Origin of the sequence: Herbidospora solisilvae (assembly GCF_009901565.1) — a bacterium.
Classification (GTDB): domain Bacteria; phylum Actinomycetota; class Actinomycetes; order Streptosporangiales; family Streptosporangiaceae; genus Herbidospora; species Herbidospora solisilvae.
This window is the reverse complement of the sequence record NZ_WXEW01000003.1, coordinates 314,944-337,318: the sequence shown is the minus strand read 5'-3', so window position 1 is coordinate 337,318 and position 22,375 is coordinate 314,944. Positions and strand designations below refer to the sequence as shown.

The following is a 22,375-nucleotide window of genomic DNA, read 5'->3' as shown; positions in this document are numbered from 1 at the left end:
CGGGTGACCGCCACGAGCCCGCCGGCGTGCCCGTCAGAGGTCGGCGAGGTCACCGGGCACGTCAACGCTCCGGCCGAGTGCCCGCATTTCGCCTAACAGGCGAAATCCCTCGTCTGCGGTGCAGGCGCCGTCTTGGACGCCGTCGGAGATCAGCCTGCGCGTGTCTTTGGTCGTGATTCCCTGGGCTCGGGCGTACTCGGCCGCGTCCCGGTCATCGGTGATCCAGTAGGAATGCCGAAATTCCGGAAAGGACTTGATCACATAACAGGTCTGAGCCTCTCCCAGGTGCTTGGTCGGCTCGTCATGGGAGCCGCCGAACGCGGCCGTGCGGATGCGGTTGATTCGGAACACGGCCTGCGGGTCGGAGACCTCGATCGCCTCACCCAGCCAGCCATCGCTGATCAGGGTGTGGAGATCGGGATAGAACTGGGCGGACCTGTGCGCCTCATACTCGATGGCCTCGGTCCAGCGGCCCCGGCCGCGCAGGATGTCCCTGAGGAGATCGAGCCGCTTCACGCAGGCGAAGTTGATCAGCACGGTGTTGTCGGGGAACCAGTGGATGAACAGACTCAGGACGAGAGGGGGATGTCCTCTCGGGCACCGTCCATGATGGCTTTGAGCTGGCCGGGGTCGATCGCGAGGAGGTTGGCCAGCGGTCTGATGGTGGCCTGGCCCTCCTGATAGGCGCGGTAGCTCGTCTTCAGCAGTTGCAGCGGGATGCGCGGCTGTTCCGATCTGCTGATCAGGCGCACGTGTTCGTCAAGACGTCCGGCCAGTTCCGCGGCGGCGAGCCCGGTGATCGATCGGAACCCCGTGCACTGCTCCTCGGTGATGAGCCTGAGGTTGAGGAGTCGCCAGGCCAGGGCCACCGGCGAGACGCAGAGATCGCAGGACAGCATGGCGAAGGCGCGCTCCGACCATTCCAGGTTCCGGGCGCGTTCGGTCAGGACCTTGGCCGGCATCAGGAACTCGGTGGCGAACGCGTTGGCCCGCACCTCGGTGTCCTGCTTCGTGTGGTCGCCGTCGTTGAGGTTGGCATCAGAGTGGAGGCCCTGGTCGTCGGAGGCAAGCAGGTGACCCAGCTCGTGGGCGATGGTGAACCGCTGGCGGGCCGGAACCTCGGAAGTGCCGACCACCATCAGGCTGCAGGTCTCATCCCGCCAGCTGAGGCCCTCGTAGCGGGTTTCGAACCGCATCACCCGCACGTCGATGCCGAAGACGGTTTCGACCAGGCCGGTGAGGTCGCACGTCTCCCAGGGTCGGTGCCCGGCCGCGACGGCCATCTGGATCGCGGTCGCGGCCAGGGCTCGGCCCTGGCCGCCGGGGTGACCGCCGGGTGGGCGTGCCTTGAGGTCTGCTCTCGGTTGACGGTATCCGAGGAACTCCAGGTCGGCCCAGAAACGTGATAGGCGCGTGGCCTCTGCGATCGCCGCCTGTTCGGAGTCGACGGCGTCGCGGGTTCGTGCCGCCGTCGCCGGCAACGGACGGTCGACGCCGAGTAGCCAGTCGACCGTCACCTCGCCCCTTTCGGCGATTCTGGCCAGTTCGAGCGAGGTGAAACGGCGGACGCCGGACATCGACTTGGAGAACTTGGTCTCGTCGATGCCGACCTCGGCGGCGAACTGCCGCTGGGTCTGGCCCCGTGCCGAGATCAGCTGGTGTATTCGGGTGGTCGTCGGGTCCGGCATGAGTTGAGTCTATGGATGCTTGCGGAAATCGCAAGCAAAACAGTTCTCACAAAAGCCCAGGTAGCCGCCAAATACTGACTTCATCACCCGGTCAGACGATGCGCTTCTCCCCCGCCGTCACCCTCACGTCCAGGCGGTTGCCCGGCGGGGGGAAGAAGCACAGAAAGTGGTCGGTCAGGGCGCACGGCGGCAGGTGCGCCCTGTTGAAGTCGGCCTCCAGCGTCCCGTCCGGCCCCGGCGCGGGCAGGGGCAGGGTGCGGAAGCGGAAGGTCTCATCTCCGTTCGTCAGGTCGCCGAAGTGGGCCGACAGGCCGCCGGGGGCCTCGGTGACCGCGAGGGTGCGGCTGCCGCCCGGGAGGTCGACGACGACCTCGCCGACCAGGAGCAGGTCGCGGTCGCGGCCGTCGGCGGTGAGGACGGTCTCCGGGCGGGTCTCCCCGTAGGGGCGGAAGACGGCCGGGCGGATCCACGCCGGGTCGTGGGGGTAGGACTCGATGCCCGTGAAGGCGCGCAGCGTCTCGGCGTCGGGGTCCCACGTGCGGATCGCGGGCAGGCCGTCGCGGATGACGAGCTGGATCCTGACGCGGCCGAAGTACAGGGCCGGCACGTCGGGGGTGATGACGACCGGGCCGGTCACGGGTTCGCCGTCGATGGTCAGGCCGTCGTCGAGGCCGGCCTTCAGCTCGACGCCGCCGCCGGTCGGGCTCCACACTCCGGGCACGCCCGGGACGACGGTCTCGCCGTCGATCCAGGTCGTGCCGGTCAGGGTGAGCAGGTCCCGCACCTCGTCCTCGCGGGTGGTCATGAGAGCTCCTTCCAGGCCCGGCCGAGCAGTTCGGCCGAACGCACGCGGTCGGCGTGGTCGTGGGTGATGGTGGTGACGAGCAGTTCGTCGGCGCCCGTGACGTCACGGAGCACCCGGAGGCGCTCGACGACCTGGGCGGGCGTGCCGACGAACTGGGTGTCGAGGCGGTCGGCGACCAGTTCGCGGTCTTCGGGCGACCACTCGTGCGCGAGCGCCTCCTCGGGCGTGGGGAACGGGATCGCCCCGTCTCCGGTCCGGATGCTGCGCACCCACAACCCGTACGGCGCGGCGATCCTTCTCGCGAGAGCCTCCGTCTCGGCCACGACGACGTCGGCGGAGACCATCACGTGGGGCTTGGCGTGCAGCTCCGACGGCTTGAACGCGTCGCAGTAGGCCTCCACGGCCTCCAGCACCGCCGACGGGCTGACGTGGTAGTTGGCCGCGAACGGCAGGCCGCGTTCGGCGGCGACCTGGGCGCTCTGGCCGCCGCTGCTGCCGAGGATCCACAGCTCCAGCTCGGCGCCCTCACCCGGGTTGACGTGGGCCTCCACGCCCTCCGCCGACCGGTAGGTCCCGGCGATGAACGCCCTGATGTCGTCGACCTGCTCGGCGAAGTCGGGCGCCTCCGCGCCGGGCTGCTGGAGGAGCTGCGCCCACAGGGTGAAGATCGATTTGTTGGCGATGGAGGCGAACGAGAACGGCTTCGGGATGAGCAGGCCGTCGACCACCCGCGCCTCCTGCGGCGGTGGCGGGGGCGCGTCGGCGGCGGCGCGGAACTCCTTGGCCCGCTGGCCCGACCGGCCGAGGCCCAGATCGATGCGGCCCGGGTGGAGCGCGTCGAGGGTGCCGAACTGCTCGACGACGCCCAGCGCGGTCTGGTGCCCGAGTTGCACCGCGCCCGAGCCCACGCGGATGGTGCTGGTCGCGGCGGCGACCGCGCCGATCAGCACCGCGGGGGCCGAGCTCGCCACGCCCGGCGTGAAGTGGTGTTCGGCCAGCCAGTAGCGGTGATAACCGGCCGCTTCGGCCGTGCGGGCCAGGTCGAGGGTGTTGGCGAGGGCCTGCCGGGCGTCGCCGCCTGAGACGATCGGGGCCAGGTCGAGGATGGACAGCCGGGTCATGCGAGCCCTCCCAGGGGTCTGCTGGGGATTTCGGCGCGGAGCACGGGCGCGATCTCCGCTTGGAACAGTTCGAGCGAGGCCCGGTGCCGCGCGTCGGGGAGCCCTTCGGCCTCGGCCGAGATGTGCATGACCTCGTGGCCGAGCCGGTCGTGGTAGCGGTGGACCTTGTCGATGATCTGCTGGGGACTGCCGATCAGGATCGAGCTGCGCTCGATGGCGTCCTCCAGGCTGTGGAAGACCGGGTCGAGGCCGCGCTGGGCGAAGAACTTCAGCCGCGCGTCGAAGACCGGCCGGTAGGTCTCGATCGCGTCCTGCGACTTCGGGGCGCTGTAGTAGCCGGCCGTCCCGGCGCCGACGACCACGTCCTTGGGATCGTGGCCGTGGTGCTCCCAGCGTTCCCGGTAGTAGGCGACGAGTTCGGCGTACGGCTCGACCGGGTTGGAGACGTTGGCGGAGAACAGCGGGTCGCCGTAGAAGGCGGCCAGGTCGACCGACTCGCGGCTGGTGGCGCTGCCGTGCCAGACCCTGATCGGCTGCTGGAACGGGCGGGGCAGCACCTCGGCGTCGTCGAGCGAGGGGCGGAAGCGGCCCTCCCAGGTGACCCGGTCCTCCCGCCAGAGGCGGCGGAACAGCTCGTAGCCCTCCCGGTTGCGGTCCCACTGGTCGGCCTCGGTGACGTGGAACAACTCGGCCTGCGCGGTGCCGTTGCCCTTGCCGATGATCAGTTCCAGCCGGCCGCCCGACAGGTGGTCGAGGGTCGAGTAGTCCTCGAAGGCCCGGACGGGATCGAGCAGCGCGAGCGTGGTGACGGCGGTGAAGAGCCGGATCGTGGACGTCTTCGCCGCGATGTGGCTGAGCACCACGGTCGGCGACGACGACAGGAACGGGCGTTCGTGGCGTTCCCCGAACGCGAAGCCGTCGAAGCCCAGTTCCTCGGCCACGACCGCGCTCTCGACGATCTCGCGGAAACGCTGGTCGACCGACTTGGCGGGGTGGTTGTGGAAGCCCAGCGTGAGCGCGAGGAACTTCACGACACCCTCGCATACCGGCTGGCCGGACGGCCGAGCCCGAGCCGTCCACGCAGGTCGGGGGTCTCGTACGCGGTCCGGAACGCCCCCCGCGCCTGGAGCTCGGGCACCAGGCCGCGGGTGATGGCGGTCAGGTCGTTCGGCAGGACACCCGGGCGGAGCCGGTATCCCTCCAGACCCCAGTCGAGCAGCAGGTCGGCGAGTTCGGCCGGGGTGCCCTCGAAGACGTGGGCGTCCGACTCCAGCGGGGCGCCGTCGAGCTCGTCGAGGCGGGCCTTGTGGTCGCCGAGGAAGACGACCAGGTCGGCGAAGACCTTCAGGCCGGGGTTGAGCTCGCGTACCTCCTCGACGATCCGCCGCGCGTCGTCGCGGTCTTTCGGGGTCACGTAGAGGACGTCGGCGTTCCGGGCCGCGAACTCGTACGGCGCGGTGGAGTGGCCGAGCGCGGTGATGAGCGGCTGGCCCTGCGGCGGGCGCGGGGTGATCGACGGGCCCTTGACGGAGAAGAACTCGCCCTGGAAATCGATGTAGTGCAGCCGGTCGCGGTCGATGAACCGGCCGGTCGTGGCGTCGCGGATCTCGGCGTCGTCCTCCCAGCTGTCCCAGAGGCGGCGCACCACCTCGACGACGTCCGACGCCTCGCGGAACAGCGCCTCCACGTCGGGGAGTTCACGACGGCCGAAGTGCGCCGCCTCGTCCGGACGCCCCGACACCCGCGGACGCCAGCCCGCGCGGCCCTTGCTGGCGTAGTCGAGCGAGGCGATGCCGATCGCCACGTGGAACGGCTCGGTGTGGGTCACGCTGGTGGTCGGGATCACGCCGATCTTCGAGGTCAGCGGGGCGACCGCGGCGGCCAGCAGCACGGCGTCGAGCCGGCCGCGCACCTGGTCGAGGCGGTCGTCGGGGGCGTCGTACCGGGACGACTGGAGGCTGAGGGAGTCTTCGAAGGTGACCCAGTCGAGCAGGCCGCGTTCGGCCTCGATGACCAGGTCGGCCCAGTAGCCGGCGGTGAACAGCCGGTCGGGTCGAGCACCTTCGGCCCGCCAGGCGGCCGGGTGCCATCCGGCGCCGTCGAGGGCGACCGCGAGATGCAGGCTCATGAGAGCTCCTTCAGTCCGAGGTGGTGGCGCAGGGTCGGGCCGGTGTAGTCGGCCCGGAAGACGCCCTTCTCCTGGAGCAGCGGCACGACCTTGTCCACGAGGTCGTCGAGGCCACCCGGGGTGAGGTGCGGCACGAAGATGAAGCCGTCGGCGGCGTCGGTCTGCACGAAGTGGTCGATCTCCTCCGCGACCGAGAGGGCGGTGCCCACGAAGGTCTGCGGGGCGGCGGTCTCGATGACGAGCTCGCGGATCGAGAGGTTCTTCTCCTCCGCCAGCGCCCGCCACTTGGCCGCCGTCTCGGCGCGGTCGCGGCGGAACTGGGCCCGGCCCTTGGAGACGTCGGTCGACAGGTCGGGCTCGATGTCGGGGAGGGGGCCGTCGGGGTCGTACCCGGACAGGTCGCGGCCCCAGATCGCCTCCAGGAACAGGATCGCGGTCTGCGGGCCGACCTGGGCGCGGCGGATCTCGGCCGCGCGCTCCTCGGCCTCCTCCTGGGTGTCGCCCAGCACGTAGGTGACGGCCGGGAGGATCTTCAGGTCGTCGGCGGTGCGGCCGTACTTGGCGAGGCGGCTCTTGACGTCGCGGTAGAACGTGCGGCCCTCCTCCAGCTTGCTGTGCCGGCTGAAGATGACGTCGGAGGAGGAGGCGGCGAACTCGCGGCCCTCCTCCGAGTCGCCCGCCTGGATGATCACCGGGTTGCCCTGCGGCGGCCGGGGCACGTCGAACCGGCCCCGGATGTCGAAGTGCTGCCCGGTGTGCTCGAAGAAGCCGATGCCGCCGGGCCGGACGAACCGCCCGTCGGCCCGGGGCAGCGCGTCGGAGGCCCAGGAGTCCCACAGTTCGCGGGCCGTCTGGAGGAACTCCCTGGCTCGGGTGTAGCGGTCGGCCTCGGCCAGGTAGCCGCCGCGCCGGAAGTTCTCGCCGGTGAAGGCGTCCCAGCTCGTCACGACGTTCCAGGCGGCCCGGCCGCCCGAGAGGTGGTCGAGGGTGGCCAGCCTCCGGGCCACCTCGTAGGGCTCGTTGAAGGTGGAGTTGACGGTCGCCGCGAGTCCCAGGTGCGTGGTCACCGCCGACAGGGCCGACAACACGGTCAGCGACTCGGGCCGCCCGACGACGTCGAGGTCGTGGATGCGGCCCTTCATCTCGCGCAGCCGCAGCCCCTCGGCGAGGAAGAAGAAGTCGAACTTGCCGCGTTCGGCCGTCTGCGCGAGGTGCTTGAAGGAGTCGAAGTCGATCTGGCTACCCGACCTGGGGTCGGACCAGACGGTGGTGTTGTTCACGCCCGGGAAGTGCGCGGCGAGATGGATCTGCTTGGTCATAGTGCCCTCCTGGCACGGCTGCGAGCAGTTCTTGGGTGTACGGGTCGGCCGGCGCCGTGAAGATCTGGTGCGCGTCGCCCGACTCGACGGCCCGGCCGTCCTTCAGCACCAGCACGTGGTCGCTGACGTGGTGCACCACCCCGAGGTGGTGCGAGATGAACAGGTAGGCGACCCCGAGCTCGGCCTGCAGCCCGGTGAGCAGGTCGAGCACCTGGGCCTGGATCGACACGTCGAGGGCCGACACCGGCTCGTCGCAGACGATCACGCGGGGACGCGGGGCCAGCGCGCGGGCGATCGCCACCCGCTGCCGCTGCCCGCCGGACAACTTCAGCGGCCGCCGGTCGAGCACGCTGTCGTCGAGCCCCACCTGTTCGAGCAGCTCGACCGAGCGCTTCACCCGCTCGCGCCGGGGCGTCCCGCCGACCTCCAGGGCCTCGTCGAGGATGCGGCGTACCGAGAAGCGGGGGTCGAAGGAGCTGAGCGGGTCCTGGTAGACGACCTGCGTCTGCCGCCGGTCGACCTCGACGGTCCCGCGGTCGGGCTGGAGCAGGCCGAGCACCAGCCGGGCCGTGGTGGTCTTGCCCGACCCCGACTCCCCGACGACGCCAAGCGTCTGCCCGGCCCGCAGCTCGAAGGAGACCCCGTCGACCGCGGTCCGGCCCTTGAACGTCTTGACCAGGCCCTCGGCCCTGATCACCACGTCACCGGCGACGGTGTTCCGCGAGCCCGGCCCCGGGATGGCGTCGAGCAGGCTCTTCGTGTACGGATGTCCGGGCGCCCCCAGCACCTGCGCGGCCGTGCCGTCCTCCACGACGACGCCGTCCTTCATGACCAGGATCCGGTCGGCGAGCTCGGCCACCACCGCGAGGTCGTGGCTGATCAGCAGCAGCGCCTGACCGGCCCGTTTGCGTTCGGCCAGCAGCCGCAGGATCTGCGCCTGCACGGTGACGTCGAGCGCGGTGGTCGGCTCGTCGGCGATGAGCAGCCGGGGCCCGCAGGCGATGGCCGAGGCGATCAGGGCCCGCTGCCGCAGGCCGCCGGAGAGCTCGTGCGGATACTGCTTCGCCCGCACCTCCGGCTCGGGCACGCCGACCTCGGTCAGCAGGTCGATCACCCTGCCGGGGATCTCGTGCCGGGGGGCCGCGCGGTGCAGCTTCAGCGTCTCGGCGATCTCCTTGCCGACCGGGCGCAGCGAGTCGAGGGAGACCAGCGCGTCCTGGAGGACGTAGCCGATCTTCCGCCCCCGGATCGAGCGCCACTGGCGTTCGGGGAACCCCGAGGCGTCCACTCCCTCGATCGCCAGCCGCCCGGCGGTGACGGTCGCCTCCTCCCCGGTCAGCCCGAGGAGGGTGCGCGCGGTGACGCTCTTGCCCGACCCCGACTCGCCCACGACGGCCACGCACTCGCCCGGGTGGACGGCGAGCGAGACGCCGCGGACGGCGTGCACGCCCGGGAAGCTCACGTGCAGGTCGGTCACCTCGACCACGGGTGTGCTCACGCGATCCTCCGCTGCAGCCGGCGTCCGACGACGGTGATGGACAGGACGGTCAGCGTGATCGCCACCCCGGGGAACACCGCGATCCACCACGCGACCGAGAAGTAGTCGCGCCCGGCCGAGAGCATCGCCCCCCATTCGGGCGCCGGCGGTTGCGGCCCGAGCCCGAGGTAGCTGAGCGAGGCGGCGGCCACCAGGGCGGTGCCGACCTCGATGGTGGCCAGCACCACCAGCGGCTCGAACGCGTTGGGCAGCACGTGCCGGGTGACGATCCGGCCTCTGCCGAGCCCGAGCGAGACGGCCGCCTCCACGAACCCGGCGTTGCGGATGACCATGGTCTGGGCGCGCACCAGCCGGGCGTAACTGGGCGCGGTGTAGAGGGCGATCGCGAAGATCACGTTGACCGTGCCGGGCCCGGTGACCGTGATGACCAGCAGCGCCAGCAGCAGCGTCGGCAAGGACAACACGATCTCGACCAGGCGCATCACGATCTCGTCGACCACCCGCCCGCCGAGCGCGGCCAGCAGGCCGAGCGCCGTGCCGACGACCACCGCGAGGGCGGTCGCGCCGAGACCGGCCAGCAGGGAGGGCGCGGCGCCGTACACGATGCGGGTGAAGACGTCGCGGCCGTTGGCGTCGGTGCCGAGCAGGTGGTCGGCGCTCGGCCCCTGGAGGGCGGCCAGCGCGTCGGCGGCGTCGGGGGTGCCGCCCGTGAGCAGGCCGGGCGCGAGCGCGGCCAGCGTGACCAGGGCCAGGAAGGCCACGGCGAAGATCCTCACGTGGCACCCCGCAACCGGGGGTCGATGAGGAGGTAGAGCACGTCGACGACGATGTTGACGACGACGTACAGGACCGCCGTGAGCAGCACCACGCCCATCACGACCGGCAGGTCCTTGCCGCCGACGGCGGTCAGGGTGAGCTGGCCGATGCCCTGGCGGGAGAAGATCTGCTCCACCGCGACCATCGCGCCGACCGTCAGGCCGACGAGCCAGCCGATCAGCGTCACGGTCGGGACGAGCACGTGCCGCAGCGCGTGCCGGAGCCGGACCCCCAGGTCGGACATGCCGCGGGTGCGGGCGGTCAGCACGAAGGGCTGCTCCAGGGTGAGCTCCAGGCCCTCGCGCATCATCTGGGTGAGCATGGTCGTGATCGGCAGCGCGACCGCGATGACCGGCAGCACCAGCGCGGCGAGGCCGTCGGCGCCGACCGCCGGGAACCAGCCGAGCTGGAAGGAGAAGATCGTCAGCAGCAGGATCGCGGTCCAGAACGTCGGGATCGACACCCCGATGAGCTCCAGGTTCGACGACAACCCCCGGATCCAGGGCCGCCGGCGCGCGGTCAGGATCGCCAGCGTCGTCGACACCACGACGGCGACCAGCAGCGAGGCCCCCGCGAGCTGCAGCGACGGCCCGAGTTGCGCCCCGATCGCCGAGGCGACCGGTTCGTGCAGCTGGTACGACTGCCCGAGGTCGCCCCGCAGCACCCGCCCCAGGTAGGTGGCGTACTGGACGAACAGCGGCTCGTCGAGCCCGTAGTCGGCGATGATCTGGGCCCGCACCTCGGGGGTGACGATGCTGCTGCCGATCAGCACGTCGACCACGTTGCCGGGCGTCAGGTGGAGGGCGGTGAAGGAGACCGTCACCGCCCCCCAGAGCACCAGCACCGAGGTGCCGAGCCGGGTGAGGATACGGCGGATCATGCCTGCGACACCCAGGCGTCGTAGAAGACCGGGAAAGCCTGCGGCTCGAAGGTGATGTCCTGGACGTTCTTCGACGCGCCCAGCAGGTAGGTGAAGACGTAGACCGGGATGATCGAGGCCTCGGCGTTGGCCTTCTGCTGGACCTTGGCGTAGAGCGCGGCCCGCTCGGCCGGGTCGGTGGTGCGCAGCGCGTCGGTCAGCCAGCCGTCGACCTCGGCGTCGTTCCAGCGGGCCAGGTTCTGGCCGAAGAAGTCGGGGCGGGGGATGTTGGAGATCGCGAACAGGTTGCGCAGCGCGTCACCGTCGGCCCGCTGCCAGCTGAAGTCGATGAGGTCGTAGTCGCCGGCCAGTGCCTTCGGGGTGAAGTCGGCAGGCGTGACGTCGACGAACCGCACGTCGAACCCGGCCTTCTTGGCCTCCGCCTGCACCTGTTCGGCCAGCGTGCCGCGCTGCTCCCGGGCCAGCGCCTTGAGGAAGGGCCACTTGACCGTCAGGCGCCGCCCGTCCTTGGTGCGGTAGCCCTCGGCGTCCCTGGCCGACCAGCCGGCCTCGTCGAGCAGCCGGGCGGCCCCTTCGGGGTCGTACCTCCACTGCGTCTCGGTGGCCTTGTCGTATCCGGCCGTCTCCGGGGAGATCGCGCTGAACGCGGGGTCGAAGGTGCCGAAGTAGAGCTTCTCGACGACGGTGGCGAAGTCGATCCCGTCGCGGAAGGCCTGCCGGACCCTCTGGTCGGCGAAGACCCCCTTCTCGTTGTTCGGGTAGTAGTTGTAGTTCCCGCCCGGGGCCTGCTTGCGGATGATGGTCAGCTTCGGGTTGGCCTCGACCTGCGTGACGTTGACCGGCGGCACACTGGCGATGGCGTCGATCTGCCCGCTGGTCAGCGCGCCGAGCCTGACGGCGTCCTCGACGATGACCTTGAACTCCAGGCGTTCGAGGTAGGCCGGGCCGGTGTGCCTGGCGATCGGCGGCGCCCAGTCGTAGTCGGGGTTGCGGTGGTAGGTGATGCCCTGGTGCGGCGTGAACGCGTCGATGACGAACGGCCCCGTCCCGACGACCTTCTTGGCCAGCGCCTCGGGCCCGAGCGCGAGCTGCTTGGGTGACTGGATGCCGAAGTAGGCGGTGGCCAGGGCCGCCAGGAAGGGCGAATAAGGCTCCTTGAAGGCGACTTCGACGGTCTGCGGGTCGACGACGGTGCTCTTCTCGTACGGCCCGAACGCGGCCGCCGCGAGTTGCGACTTGGTCGCCGGGTCGACGATGTGGTCGAGGTTGGTCTTCACGGCGGCGGCGTCGAAGGGCGTGCCGTCGCTGAACGTGACTCCGGTGCGGAGCTTGAAGGTGTAGGTGCGCCCGTCGTCGGAGATCTCCCACGAGCTGGCCAGCCACGGGTGGATGTCGCCCTTGTCGTCGAGGGCGACCAGCGAGTCGAGGACGGGCCGGGTGAAGAGGCCGGTCACGTCCTGCGGGCTGGCGTGGGGGTCGAGGTTGAGCGGCTCGGTGTTGACGCCGAAGACGAGCGAGCCGCCCTTGGCGGGGCTTCCCTGGGGGACGCTGGTCTCACCGCATGCGGCGAGCAACGGAAGTAGCAGTAATGCGGCAAGGGGGGCGCGGAACCGGCGCACGGAGATCACCTCTCAGTTTCCTACTTTTAATGTAGGAAATAGGGGAATCTCCGTCAAGCGGGTGTGTCTAGTGCCACCCTCCGTCGACCCGCAACGTCGCGCCGGTGACGTAGGCGGAGCGGGGGCTGGCCAGGAAGGTCACCATGTCGGCGTACTCCCGCGGCAGCCCGATCCGCCCGACGTCGACCATGGTGGTGAGCCGCCTGCCGGCGGTCTCGGCCATGTCCTCCCAGGTCTCACCCCAGCCCGACTGCCGCCCGAGCTCGGTCAGCCGGACCTTCGCCTTCGGCGTGAGGATGCCGCCGGCCGCCACCGCGTTCGAGGTGACCCCGGAGTCCTTCAGCTCGCGGGAGAGCGAGGCGGCCAGGTTGTTGCGGGCCGCGTTGGTGGCGGCATAGTGGGGCTGGGTGTCCATCGGATAGTCGGACAGGGCGCTGCTGATCTGGATGACCCGCCCCCAGCCCCGTTCCCTCATGCCCGGGACGAACCTCTTGATCATCCGTACCGACGCGACGACGTTGACGTTGTAGATGTCGTTCCAGTCGTCGGCCGACAGGCTGTCCCAGGTCAGCGAGGGGTCGAAGACGCCCAGGTTGTTGACGAGGACGTCGACCTCCTTCGCCGCCTCCGCCACGGCGTCGGCCCCCTCATCGGTGGCGAGGTCGCCGATGGCGACGGTCCCGCCGATCTCCTCCGCGATCGCCTCGGCCCTGTCCCGGTCTCTCCCGTGGACGACGACCGCGACCCCCTCGGCGGCGAGGGTCCGGGCGATCTCCTCGCCGAGACCGCCGGTCGATCCGGTCACCAGGGCACGCTTGCCCGTGAGCTGCAGGTCCATGAATGGGCTCCCTTTAAAGTGGACTGTGCAGTCCAAAATGCCACCACAAAAATGGACTGTCAAGTTCATTTTTTGCTAGAGTACCCAGGTGAGAGCACTGACTCCGAAGGGCGCCGCCACCAGGCAGCGGATCGTCGAAGGCGCCGCCAAGCTCATCCGCGACCACGGCCCCGCCAACGTGGGTCTCGACGACATCCGGGCCGCGACCGCCACGAGCAAGAGCCAGCTCTTCCACTACTTCCCCGACGGCAAAGCCGACATGCTGCTCGCCGTGGCCGCCCACGAGGCCGAACTCGTCCTCGAAGAACAACAGCCCTACCTGAGCGACCTGACCTCGTGGGCCCAGTGGGAGGCCTGGCGCGACCGCGTGATCGCCCGCTACGCCGCCCAGCGCCGCCGCTGCCCGTTGTCGGCGCTGACGGCCCAGTTGGGACTGGCCGACCCGGCGGTCGAAGAGATCATCACGGGGATGTACGCGCGCTGGCAGCGCCACGTGGCCGACGGCGTGCGGGCGGTCCGCCCAGACGCCGACGCCGAACGCGTGGCCACCCAGCTCATCGGCGCGATCGCGGGCGGGGCCACGATGCTGGTCGCCACCGACGACATCCGCTACCTGGAGATCGGCCTCACGGAGGCCATAGAGAACCTGCGCCGGGGAGCGCCCCGAGCAATGTCACTCTAAGCATTCTCCAATTGCACAGAGTATGCAGGAGTGCTTTCTTGACAGAGAGTGATTCATCGGAGACTTTGTGTACGAACTGAGGACCGCCAGTTCGCCACGAAGGGATTTCACCTTTGCGACGCATCGTCCCTGCGGTCGTGCTCACCCTCATCCCGCTGACCGCGGTCCTGTCACCCCGGGCGGCCACCGCCGCGCCCGCCGATCCGCAGGTCGTCTTCAGTGAGGAGTTCGAGAACGGCATGGGCACGGCGCCCGTGATGGTCACCGACTACACCGGGCCCGCACCCCACGCCATGACCTACGCCGCCGACCCCGCCTGGCTGACCTCGTGCAACGGCCTCATCGCCAGCCGTCTCAACCCCGCCGTCGCGCCTCCGCTCGCGCAGCAGTGCGGCGGCTGGTGGCCGGTCGTCCGGGATCTCGCCGGCGCGCTCGGCCAGTGGGCGGGCGGCGACCCGGCCACGAACCACGCCGTCACGGCCTTCACGCACACGCCGCCCGGCTCGGGCAAGGTGCAGCTGGAGACGGAACACCCGGTGTCCATCGGGAGCGGCAACCGGTTCGTCACGTTCTCGGTCGACGCGGCGGCGGTCAACTGCAACGTGGCCCATCCGCTGATGGTGTTCTACCTGCTCGACGGGAACACCGCGATCCCGACGTTCAGCCAGCCCATCGACACCTGCGCCAACCCCGGAGCGGTGATCGGCGGCATCTCGGTCGGCACCTACACGAGTGACGCGCCCGTCCTGTTCTCCGGCTCGCAGCTCGGCATCCGCCTGGTCAACACCCAGGGCGGCACCAACGGCAACGACGGGGCGATCGACAACGTCCGGGTGCTCGACGTGACCCCGGCGCTCGGCGTCTCCTACTCGCCGGGCAGCCCCACGATCGGGCAGACCGCCACGCTCAAGCTGACCGTGACCAACACCTCGGAACTGCGGGAGAAGAACGGCTGGTCGTTCAAGGTCGCCCTGCCCGACGGGCTGACCCCGGCGGGGACGCCGACGAGCGACTGCGCCCAGCCCTCAGTGTCGGTCGCGAACGGGGTCGTCTCCGCCGGCGGCGGGATCGGCGACGGCGTGACGAGCTGCACCATCAACGTTCCGGTGAAGGCCGGGGTCATCGGCGAATACTCGACCTGCCCGGCCGACGTCTCCGACCGGGTCGGCATGAACAACGCGACCGCGTGCGCGTCGGTGACGTTCGTCGCGCCGGAGCACAAGTTCGACGCGCACGCCCACGCCGCCAAGGTCACCGCGCCGCTGATCGGCGGCCCGGCGCTGGTTCCGTCCGACGTCACCTGCACGGCCACGCCCGGCTCCGACCACGACTCGCTGCTGACCGCGGTGCTCCCGGCCGTCGCCTCGCTCGGGGTGCTCACCACGGAGGCCTCCGGCACGGTGGGGCCCGACGGGTTGCGTACCGCCAGAGCGAAGGCCACCACCGCGAAGCTGAACCTGCTCAACGGCCTGGTCACGGCGGAGGAGATCACCGCCCAGGCGACGGCGGCCGCCACCGGGAGCGGGACGGTCACCACCTCGGGCACGACCACCTTCACCGCGCTCAAGGTCAACGGATCGGCCATCACGAACCCGCCGGTGAACCACACGATCACCATCCCGCTGGTGGCGAAGATCGTCCTCAACGAGCGGGTGCCCTACGGGAACGGCACCGGCATCAAGGTCAACGCCGTCCACGTCACGACGATCGCAGGGGTGGACGTCGTCATCAGCCACGCCCGCGCCTCGCTGACCCTGCCCGGCCAGTCCTGCCCGTCGGCCTAACTGACAACAGGCGGAAAGCCCAGGCGCCGATCACCTGGGCTTTCCGTCGGTCGACGGGTCAGCCTGCCTGGCAGGACACCGTCGGCCACGTGTTGTTGCCGTTGCGCATGATCGTCACGCCCCAGTTGTTGCCACTGCCGTTGGGCCGTGCCGTCAGGGTCTGCGCGTTCGGGTAGGACGCGGTGATGTTCCACGTCGAGCTGATCTTCGCGGGGGACGGCACGTTCATCGTCACCGTCCAGTTGCTCGAACCGCTGACCGAGACGTTCAGGTTGTAGCGGTCACTCCACGACTGGCCCGCCGACAACGACGCCGTGCAGCCGCCTCCGCCGCCGCCACCGCCGGTGGGGGTCGGGGTGGGCTGCGGGTTGGTGCCGCCGCCGATCGTGATGTTGGAGCTGCCGCTGCTCTGGTAGCCCTCGGTCGCCATGATCATGTAGTCGTGGTTGCCGAGCTGCATGCCGGCCCGCGACCACGCGTCGAAGTGGTTGCCCGCGGTGATGGTGCCGCCGGTCTTCTTCTGCTGGCGCACGCTCCAGAACTGCTTGAACGTCCGGGTGCCCTCGATCGAGGGCGCGTTGGTGCGGGTCGTCTCGTAGATGTCGTAGGTGCCGCCGTCGCTGGTCACCGTGCCCTTGAAGGAGCCGGTCGGCCGGTAGGTGCCCCAGTTGTCGACGATGTAGTACTCGATCAGCGGGTTACGAGTCCACCCGTAGAGGGTCAGGTATGCGTTTCCCGACGGGTTGAAGCTGCCCGAGTAGGACACCGTCCTGCGGCCACCGGTCTGCCAGCCCTTGCCGGCGACGAAGTTGCCGGTGTTGCGCCACGAGGTGCTGTAGTTGCCGCCGGAGCCGAGCTCCATCGAGACCGTGCCCTGGGCGTCAGTCCAGAAGGAGTACCAGTAGCCGTTGTTGGTACCGGTCTGGTTGGTGGTCACGGCCGCCTGGGCGATGCCCGGCAACATCGTGATCATGGCCATCACCGTGGCCCAGACACCTACGGCCGCTAAGCCTTTTTTCATGGAAGTGCTTCCTCCCTGCCTTGGGGGCTCGGTACGACCGACGGGAGCGGATCGGTATCCCCGAAAGTGTCGGCGGGAGCATCCGGGCTGTCAACAACTTTCAGAAACATCTCCGAAATCTGAACGTGCAGCTCAGCGGCGAATATGCAGGTCAAACCACATCCACAGAATGGCTTTGCTCGATGTAACCAGATGAACGGGACACCCCCGCCAGGCAGGGAGAAAGAAACTTTCGGGCTTCGAGCGAAAAGCCCGCTCCCCCGCGGACGGGGAAGCGGGCTCCGCGGAACGTCAGCGCCTGTGCTTCAGGGCCCACTCCAGGGCGTAGTCGGCGACGGCCTCCCAGCCGGGGGCGCCGCAGGTCCAGTGGTCGCGGCCCTCGAACTCGTGGTAGTCCGTCAGGGCGGGCGAGTTCTTGTAGTGCTTGGCGTTGGACCTGTTCACCGACGGCGGCATGATGTGGTCCTTCTCCCCGGCGATGAACAGCAGGGGCGCGCGGTCGGCGTCGTAGTCGACCCACGTGTCCTGGTGGCCGGGCTTGAAGTTGGCGAACAGGCCGTACTCCCAGACCCAGTAGCCGGGCGCGGCGATCGCGTACCGTTCCCAGACGGCGCGCGAGTCCTCCTCCGACAGGGTGTTGGTGAAGGCGTAGTGCCACTCCTCCGGCGTGAAGCCGACGGCGCGGTGCCGGTTGGCGGGGTTCTTCAGCGCCGGGAACAGCGACCTGGCCTGCGAGATCGGGTTGACCCGCACGCCCTCGGTCGGCGCGGAGTCGATCACGACGCCGGCCGCGCCCAGCCCCTTGGCCAGCAGCAGCTGGGTGAGCGTGCCGCCGAACGAGTGGCCCATGATGATCGGCGGCTCGGGCTCGGCCTCGATCACCGAGGCCAGGTGGGCGACCGTCTCGGTGACGGTCAGGTTGGCGATGACGTCGGGGTTCTCCCGCAGCGCCTCGACCTCGATCTCGAAGCCGGGGTAGCCCGGGGTGAGCACCTTCACGCCCTTGGACTCCAGGTGGGGGACCCACTGCTCCCAGCTCCGGGGCGTGACCCACAGGCCGTGGACGAGTACGACGGTCGTCATGAGATGAACTCCAGGAGGTCGGCGTGGAGGCGGTCGCGGTCGGTGTCGGGCAGGGCGTGGCCGCTGCCCTCGTACACCTTGAGGACGGCGCCGTCGATCAGGGCGGCCGAGCGCTCGCCGCCCACCTCGAACGGCACGATCTGGTCGTCGTCCCCGTGGATGACCAGCGTCGGGACGTCGATCTTGGCGAGGTCGGGACGGAAGTCGGTGGCCGAGAACGCGGCGATGCACTCGTAGGCGGCCCGGTGCCCGCAGGCCATGCTCTGCAGCCAGAACGCGTCGCGGAAGCCCTGCGCCACGTCGCCCCTGCGGTTGTGGCCGAAGAACGGGCCGTCGGCCAGGTCGCGGTAGAGCTGCGAACGGTTCGCCAGCTCACCGGCCCGGATCCCGTCGAACACCTCGATCGGCAGGCCCTCCGGGTTGTCGTCGGTCTTCAGCATGAGCGGCGGCACCGCGCCGACGAGCACGACGCGGGCGACCCGCGCGGTGCCGTGCCGGCCGATGTAGTGCACGATCTCGCCGCCGCCGGTCGAGTGACCGACGAGGGTGAGGTCGCGCAGGTCGAGGTGCTCGATCAGGCAGGCCAGGTCGTCGGCGTAGGTGTCCATCTCGTTGCCGTGCCAGGTCTGCGACGAACGGCCGTGGCCGCGCCGGTCATGAGCGATGGCGCGGTGGCCGTTGTTCGCCATGAACAGGGCCGAGGCCTCCCAGGCGTCGGCGTTCAGCGGCCAGCCGTGGCTGAACAGGACCGGGGAACCCCCGGTCCCCCAGTCCTTGTAGAAGATCCGCGCACCGTCATCCGCGGTGACAAAGGGCACTGTGGCCTCCTTGGCTCGAGTGGGGTGACTCGAGCGTCGCGCGGAGGAGGGTGGCTACGTACCACGCGATTCACGTAGTTTGTCGGCGAGTTGGCGGCGGGAGGAGATGCCGAGTCGCTGGAACACCTTCCGCAGGTGGTAGTCGACGGTGTTGGCGCTGATGAAGAGCGTGGCGGCGATCTCGGCGTTGGTGTGGCCCTGCCCGGCCAGCCGGGCGATGGTCAGCTCCTGCGTGGTCAGGTCGGGCAACTCCGACCCGCTCCGGGCCGCCGCTTTCAGGCCGACCGCTTCGAGTTCCGCCTTCGTCCTCGGTACGAACATGTCCGCGCCGTTCCGTTCGAAGAGCCCGATCGCGAGCTGGAACTGCTCCCCGGCCTCCCGTCTGCGGCGCTGGCGGCGGAGCCATTCCCCGTAGAGAAGGTGGGTCCTGGCCAGGTCGATCTCCACGGTGGTCGTGCCGAGGGCCTCGACCGCCGAGGTGTAGCAGGCCTCGGCGGCGGCGTCGTCGCTGATCAGGGCCAAAGACCGCTGGGCCACGCCCCGGCACCACGCCGACCCGTTGGCCTCGGCCCTCGCCAGCAGCTCGTCGACGACGGGCCGGGCTTCGGCGGCGTGCCCGCTGCGGACGGCGGCCTCCACGAAGTCGGGGTACTCGATCGGCGTCACCTGCAGGAACGGATCGACGATCAGCGGCCTGAGCCGGTCGTACGCGTCGCGGTAGGCGCCTTCGGCGAGGTCGCGCAGCCCGACGGCCCCGACGGCGGTGGCGCCGACCCCGCCGAAGCCGAGCGCGTTGGCCCCCTCCGCGATCGCGAGCACGACGTGCCGGGGGGAGCCGGTCCAGCTCATCAGCGAGGCGTTGATGACGTGCTCCGCGTCGTAGCCCATCGCCAGGCGCACTTCCCGAACCTGCTCCATCGCCTCCTGCGCGAGGCGGATCGAACCGCCCATCAGCTCGGCGAGGGAGATCACCCAGAGCAGGGTGTCGAGGGCCTGCAGCGCGCCCATCTCCCGGGCGGCCGCGGCGGCGCGGGCGAGCCCCGCGCGGCGTCTGCCGTCGTCCCACAGGAACGCGCCGAGCGCGGCGATGGCCGAGCCCATGTGCATCATCTCGTGGTCGGGCAGCGTCAGGATCGCGTCGAACGCGGCCCGGACGCGCGGCACCGCCTCCTTGTAGGGCAGCAGGATGAGCGCGCCGATGCCGGCCAGGATCTCCGCGTAGGGCCCGCCGCCGGCCGCCCCGGCGCTGATGCGCCGCCCCAAGTCCTCCTGGCTGATCCCGGCCGTCAGGCGGTCGCTGACGGCGCAGGCCTCATATGCCCGCAGCAGCGCGCGCCGCTCTCGTTCGAGGTCACGGCCCTGGAAGGCGTCGGCCGCCCGGACCAGCTCGGCCGCCGCCGAGGGCAGCAGCCGCGCGTCGGCCGAGAACATGGCCAGCGCGCACCGCACCACGATGGCCCGGCCCTGCTCGACGGGCCCGGCGGTGCTCTCGTCGACGTGGGCGAGCAGATCGCCCGCGACCTTCACCGCGCCCACCGCGAGCGCCGCCTCGGCCGCGCCGACCAGCCGGGAGTTCCTGACCGGCCCCGACGGGGTGAGCTCGGCGGCACGGGTGAGGATGCTGGCCCGGGACGCGAAGCCGCCTCGGCGGGCGGCCAGGTCGGCGGCGTGCTCCAGCCGGTCGGCCACCCGGGCGTCGGTGCCGACGGTGGCCTTGGCGGCGTGCCAGGCTTCGAGCTCGACCATGCCCAGCGCGGCGGCGGCCCGGGCGAGTCCCCGGTGAGTGCGCCTGCGGTCGGTGCCCGACGAGGCGTTGTAGGCGGCCGACCTGACCAGCGGGTGCCGGAACCGGACGGTCTCGTGCAGCTCGACCAGCCCGATCGCCTCGGCCCGCTCGGCGACCTCGTCGTCGAGGCCCAGCTCGCGGGCGGCCGAGGTGATCAGGTCGAGGTTGCCGGTGGTGTCGGCGGCGGCGAGGAGGACCCAGAGGCGTACCCGCGGATCGGTGTGGCCGAGACGGCGGGCGTAGTGGGCCTCCAGGCGGCGGCCGACCGGGATCGGGTCGTCGCCGAAGCCCAGACCGGTCATGTCGCGGGCCTCTTCGGCCAGGTCGATCAGCGCGAGCGGGTTGCCGCCGGTGGCGCGGGCGATGGCCGCCGCCGACGCCGGGTCGATCGGGGCCGACAACGACCGGAGCAGCAGCGCGGTCGCCGACTCCTGGGCGAGCCCTTCGAGCAGGAGCTCGGGCACCCCGGCGAGCCGGGAGGCCAGGCCGTCCTCGTCACGGGCGGCGAACAGCAGCGCCACCGGCTCGACCGCGATGCGGCGCGCCACGAACGCCATGACGTCGAGGCTCTCCTGGTCGAGCAGGTGGGCGTCGTCGACCGCGCACACGATCGGCGTCTCGCCCGCCGCCGCCGCGAACAGCCCCAGCACCCCGAGACCGACCAGGAAGCGGTCGGGCGGCGGCCCCTCGGCCAGGCCGGAGGCGACCCTGATCGCCTCACGCTGCCGGTCGGGCAGGGCCGGGAAGTGGCCGCTCAACGGGATCGTCAGCCGCTGGATGGCCGCGAACGGCAACTCCATCTCCGACTCGAACCCGTCGAGCCGGATCAGGCGGAGCCCGGCCGCGCCGGTGGTCGTCGCCTCCAGCAGGGCCGTCTTGCCGATCCCGGGCTCGCCGGTGATCAGCAACGACCCGCCATGCCCGTTGCGCGCGTTGCCGAAGAGGAGTTCCAGCCGACGTTGCTCGTCATCCCGCCCGAGGAGCCTCAACACGGACCAATCACACCAGATCTCTCCGGCGGGCCGGAAGGCACGACCCCCCGACAGCCCACCCGCCGGTTTCCCTTCATCGGGATGAGGCCCGCCGTTCAATATCGGTCATTACGGTGGTCGGCTGGCAATCTTGTGACATAACGGAAGGTACGCCGATGTTCCGTCCCGCCCTCGCCGGTCTGGCCCTGGCCGCCGCGACGCTCGCCGTCCCCGGCACGGCCACGGCGAAGCCCGCGCCCGCCCCGGTCGTCGTCGCGGACGTCACCATCCCCTCGATTCCGTTGCAGGAGCTCCAGTCGTCGATCGCCGACGACCGGGGCGTGAAGCTGGGCGGTATCGGTTCCGGGTTGTTCCCCGCCTCCCGGAGCGGCGAGTTCTGGATGGTCACCGACCGCGGCCCCAACGGGCAGCCGACGATCGCGGGAGAGAAGCGGCGTACCTTCCCGATCCCCGAGTTCGCCCCGGCCATCGCCCGCGTGTCGACCCGGCACCGCGTCGAGGTCAAGCAGTGGATCCCGATCACCGGCCGCTCGGGCCGGCCCGTCACCGGCATGTCGAACCAGGCGGGCCACGACGAGCCGCCCTACACCTGGGACGGCCTGACCAAGCTCGGCTACAACCCGAGCGGCGTCGACACCGAGGACGTCGTGGTCGACCGGCACGGCGACTTCTGGCTGGTCGACGAGTACGGCCCGTCGCTGCTGCACGTGTCGTCGAAGGGCCGGGTCATCGCCCGGTACGTGCCCGAGGGCCTGAACCTGACCGGGGCCGACTACCCGGTGAAGGACGTGCTGCCCGGCATCCTGTCGCTCCGGCCGCAGAACCGCGGCTTCGAGGGCCTGGCGATCAACGGGAACACCCTCTACCTGGCGGTGCAGAGCCCGCTGCAGAACCCGACGAAGGCCGTCGGCGACACCTCGCGGACCGCGCGCATCCTCACGTTCGACCTCCGGCGCGGCCGGGTCACCGGCGAGTACGCCTACCGGTTCGAGGACATCAAAACGTTCGACCCGTCGTACAACGGCGACCAGAGCCAGATGAAGATCTCCGGCCTGGCCCACGTCGCGGGTGACCGGATCCTGGTCGACGAGCGCACCGACCGGGTCGCGCACGTCTACGAGATCGACCTGGCCAAGGCGGAGAACCTCCTCGGCGGCCGGTACGACCAGACGTCCACCACCCCCTCGCTGGAGGCGCTGACCGACCTGACGCAGGTGCGCCCGGCGCCGAAGACGCTCGTCGCCGACCTGTCGAAGGTGGCCCCGACGCTGCCGGGCAAGGTCGAGGGCCTGGCGGTGCTCGACCCGAAGACCATCGTGGTGGCCAACGACAACGACTTCGGGCTGGGCGAGTTCGGGGCCGACGGACGCCTCGTCGACAGCGGCGTGAAGAGCCGCATCGTGACGATCAGGCTGCCGAAGCCGCTGCACTGATCGCAATCGTTACCTGATCACCCCTGTGCCCAGCGGAAACATCCGTGTTACAAACCTCATTAAT

19 protein-coding genes are annotated in these 22,375 nt (G+C 70.4%); 3 read left to right on the top strand and 16 right to left on the bottom strand.

Features of this window, described 5'->3' with window-relative positions; all coding sequences use genetic code 11:
- Nucleotides 1-33: 33 nt before the first annotated feature.
- The 12 genes from GT755_RS11205 to GT755_RS11150 all read right to left on the bottom strand — a co-directional run bounded on the left by GT755_RS11205 (nucleotide 34) and on the right by GT755_RS11150 (nucleotide 12,712).
- Nucleotides 34-537: a hypothetical protein gene (locus GT755_RS11205; RefSeq protein WP_202609898.1), complete on the bottom strand. Its 504-nt coding sequence runs from the start codon at nucleotides 535-537 to the stop codon at nucleotides 34-36.
- A 32-nt stretch (nucleotides 538-569) separates the two neighbouring features.
- Nucleotides 570-1,688 carry a helix-turn-helix domain-containing protein gene (locus tag GT755_RS39475; RefSeq protein WP_161479654.1) on the bottom strand — a complete coding sequence of 373 codons (1,119 nt, stop codon included), beginning with the start codon at nucleotides 1,686-1,688 and terminating at the stop codon, nucleotides 570-572.
- A 91-nt stretch (nucleotides 1,689-1,779) separates the two neighbouring features.
- Nucleotides 1,780-2,493 carry a DUF1684 domain-containing protein gene (locus GT755_RS11195; protein WP_161479653.1) on the bottom strand — a complete coding sequence of 238 codons (714 nt, stop codon included), beginning with the start codon at nucleotides 2,491-2,493 and terminating at the stop codon, nucleotides 1,780-1,782.
- Nucleotides 2,490-3,614, bottom strand: coding sequence for an LLM class flavin-dependent oxidoreductase (locus tag GT755_RS11190; RefSeq protein WP_161479652.1), 1,125 nt, complete (start codon nucleotides 3,612-3,614; stop codon nucleotides 2,490-2,492). The genes GT755_RS11195 and GT755_RS11190 overlap by 4 nt, the downstream gene beginning before the upstream one ends.
- Complete coding sequence (locus tag GT755_RS11185) at nucleotides 3,611-4,645, bottom strand: LLM class flavin-dependent oxidoreductase (protein WP_161479651.1); 1,035 nt, start codon at nucleotides 4,643-4,645, stop codon at nucleotides 3,611-3,613. The genes GT755_RS11190 and GT755_RS11185 overlap by 4 nt, the downstream gene beginning before the upstream one ends.
- Nucleotides 4,642-5,742 carry an LLM class flavin-dependent oxidoreductase gene (locus tag GT755_RS11180; protein WP_161479650.1) on the bottom strand — a complete coding sequence of 367 codons (1,101 nt, stop codon included), beginning with the start codon at nucleotides 5,740-5,742 and terminating at the stop codon, nucleotides 4,642-4,644. The genes GT755_RS11185 and GT755_RS11180 overlap by 4 nt, the downstream gene beginning before the upstream one ends.
- The gene (locus GT755_RS11175) at nucleotides 5,739-7,061 is read right to left on the bottom strand and encodes an NtaA/DmoA family FMN-dependent monooxygenase (RefSeq protein ID WP_161479649.1); all 1,323 of its coding nucleotides are present in this window, start codon (nucleotides 7,059-7,061) and stop codon (nucleotides 5,739-5,741) included. The genes GT755_RS11180 and GT755_RS11175 overlap by 4 nt, the downstream gene beginning before the upstream one ends.
- Nucleotides 6,982-8,559, bottom strand: a complete 1,578-nt coding sequence (locus GT755_RS11170; RefSeq protein ID WP_161479648.1) for a dipeptide ABC transporter ATP-binding protein — start codon at nucleotides 8,557-8,559, stop codon at nucleotides 6,982-6,984. Before GT755_RS11170 ends, GT755_RS11175 begins: the two co-directional genes overlap by 80 nt.
- Nucleotides 8,556-9,335 (bottom strand): ABC transporter permease, encoded by a 780-nt coding sequence (locus GT755_RS39470; protein ID WP_161479647.1) that lies wholly within the window; start codon nucleotides 9,333-9,335, stop codon nucleotides 8,556-8,558. Before GT755_RS39470 ends, GT755_RS11170 begins: the two co-directional genes overlap by 4 nt.
- Nucleotides 9,332-10,255 carry an ABC transporter permease gene (locus GT755_RS11160; protein WP_161479646.1) on the bottom strand — a complete coding sequence of 308 codons (924 nt, stop codon included), beginning with the start codon at nucleotides 10,253-10,255 and terminating at the stop codon, nucleotides 9,332-9,334. Before GT755_RS11160 ends, GT755_RS39470 begins: the two co-directional genes overlap by 4 nt.
- A complete protein-coding gene (locus GT755_RS11155; RefSeq protein ID WP_328794293.1) occupies nucleotides 10,252-11,883 on the bottom strand; it encodes an ABC transporter substrate-binding protein in 1,632 nt (543 codons plus the stop codon). The genes GT755_RS11160 and GT755_RS11155 overlap by 4 nt, the downstream gene beginning before the upstream one ends.
- Before the next feature lie 58 nt (nucleotides 11,884-11,941).
- Nucleotides 11,942-12,712: an SDR family NAD(P)-dependent oxidoreductase gene (locus GT755_RS11150; RefSeq protein ID WP_161479645.1), complete on the bottom strand. Its 771-nt coding sequence runs from the start codon at nucleotides 12,710-12,712 to the stop codon at nucleotides 11,942-11,944.
- 88 nt (nucleotides 12,713-12,800) lie between these two features.
- Here GT755_RS11150 and GT755_RS11145 point away from each other — a divergent pair, with 88 nt between their 5' ends.
- Nucleotides 12,801-13,394 (top strand): TetR/AcrR family transcriptional regulator, encoded by a 594-nt coding sequence (locus GT755_RS11145; RefSeq protein WP_161479644.1) that lies wholly within the window; start codon nucleotides 12,801-12,803, stop codon nucleotides 13,392-13,394.
- A 113-nt stretch (nucleotides 13,395-13,507) separates the two neighbouring features.
- A complete protein-coding gene (locus GT755_RS11140) occupies nucleotides 13,508-15,178 on the top strand; it encodes a choice-of-anchor P family protein (protein WP_161479643.1) in 1,671 nt (556 codons plus the stop codon).
- Between the two features lie 58 nt (nucleotides 15,179-15,236).
- On the opposite strand, the gene GT755_RS11135 is transcribed toward GT755_RS11140, so the two are convergent.
- The 4 genes from GT755_RS11135 to GT755_RS11120 all read right to left on the bottom strand — a co-directional run bounded on the left by GT755_RS11135 (nucleotide 15,237) and on the right by GT755_RS11120 (nucleotide 20,878).
- Complete coding sequence (locus GT755_RS11135; RefSeq protein ID WP_161479642.1) at nucleotides 15,237-16,199, bottom strand: glycoside hydrolase family 11 protein; 963 nt, start codon at nucleotides 16,197-16,199, stop codon at nucleotides 15,237-15,239.
- 291 nt (nucleotides 16,200-16,490) lie between these two features.
- Nucleotides 16,491-17,282: an alpha/beta hydrolase gene (locus GT755_RS11130; protein WP_161479641.1), complete on the bottom strand. Its 792-nt coding sequence runs from the start codon at nucleotides 17,280-17,282 to the stop codon at nucleotides 16,491-16,493.
- Complete coding sequence (locus tag GT755_RS11125) at nucleotides 17,279-18,100, bottom strand: alpha/beta fold hydrolase (RefSeq protein WP_161479640.1); 822 nt, start codon at nucleotides 18,098-18,100, stop codon at nucleotides 17,279-17,281. The genes GT755_RS11130 and GT755_RS11125 overlap by 4 nt, the downstream gene beginning before the upstream one ends.
- 54 nt (nucleotides 18,101-18,154) lie before the next feature.
- Nucleotides 18,155-20,878 carry a helix-turn-helix transcriptional regulator gene (locus GT755_RS11120; protein WP_161479639.1) on the bottom strand — a complete coding sequence of 908 codons (2,724 nt, stop codon included), beginning with the start codon at nucleotides 20,876-20,878 and terminating at the stop codon, nucleotides 18,155-18,157.
- Between the two features lie 155 nt (nucleotides 20,879-21,033).
- On the opposite strand from GT755_RS11120, the gene GT755_RS11115 reads away from it, so the two are divergent.
- Complete coding sequence (locus GT755_RS11115; protein ID WP_161479638.1) at nucleotides 21,034-22,311, top strand: esterase-like activity of phytase family protein; 1,278 nt, start codon at nucleotides 21,034-21,036, stop codon at nucleotides 22,309-22,311.
- Nucleotides 22,312-22,375 lie beyond the last annotated feature (64 nt).

Bases quoted from the DNA above. Each gene is read 5' to 3' on its own strand.
- GT755_RS39475 (WP_161479654.1), bottom strand. From the start codon at position 1,688: ATGCCGGACCCGACGACCACCCGAATACACCAGCTGATCTCGGCACGG.
- GT755_RS11195 (WP_161479653.1), bottom strand. From the start codon at position 2,493: ATGACCACCCGCGAGGACGAGGTGCGGGACCTGCTCACCCTGACCGGC.
- GT755_RS11190 (WP_161479652.1), bottom strand. From the start codon at position 3,614: ATGACCCGGCTGTCCATCCTCGACCTGGCCCCGATCGTCTCAGGCGGC.
- GT755_RS11180 (WP_161479650.1), bottom strand. From the start codon at position 5,742: ATGAGCCTGCATCTCGCGGTCGCCCTCGACGGCGCCGGATGGCACCCG.
- GT755_RS11175 (WP_161479649.1), bottom strand. From the start codon at position 7,061: ATGACCAAGCAGATCCATCTCGCCGCGCACTTCCCGGGCGTGAACAAC.
- GT755_RS11160 (WP_161479646.1), bottom strand. From the start codon at position 10,255: ATGATCCGCCGTATCCTCACCCGGCTCGGCACCTCGGTGCTGGTGCTC.
- GT755_RS11150 (WP_161479645.1), bottom strand. From the start codon at position 12,712: ATGGACCTGCAGCTCACGGGCAAGCGTGCCCTGGTGACCGGATCGACC.
- GT755_RS11135 (WP_161479642.1), bottom strand. From the start codon at position 16,199: ATGAAAAAAGGCTTAGCGGCCGTAGGTGTCTGGGCCACGGTGATGGCC.
- GT755_RS11130 (WP_161479641.1), bottom strand. From the start codon at position 17,282: ATGACGACCGTCGTACTCGTCCACGGCCTGTGGGTCACGCCCCGGAGC.
- GT755_RS11115 (WP_161479638.1), top strand. From the start codon at position 21,034: ATGTTCCGTCCCGCCCTCGCCGGTCTGGCCCTGGCCGCCGCGACGCTC.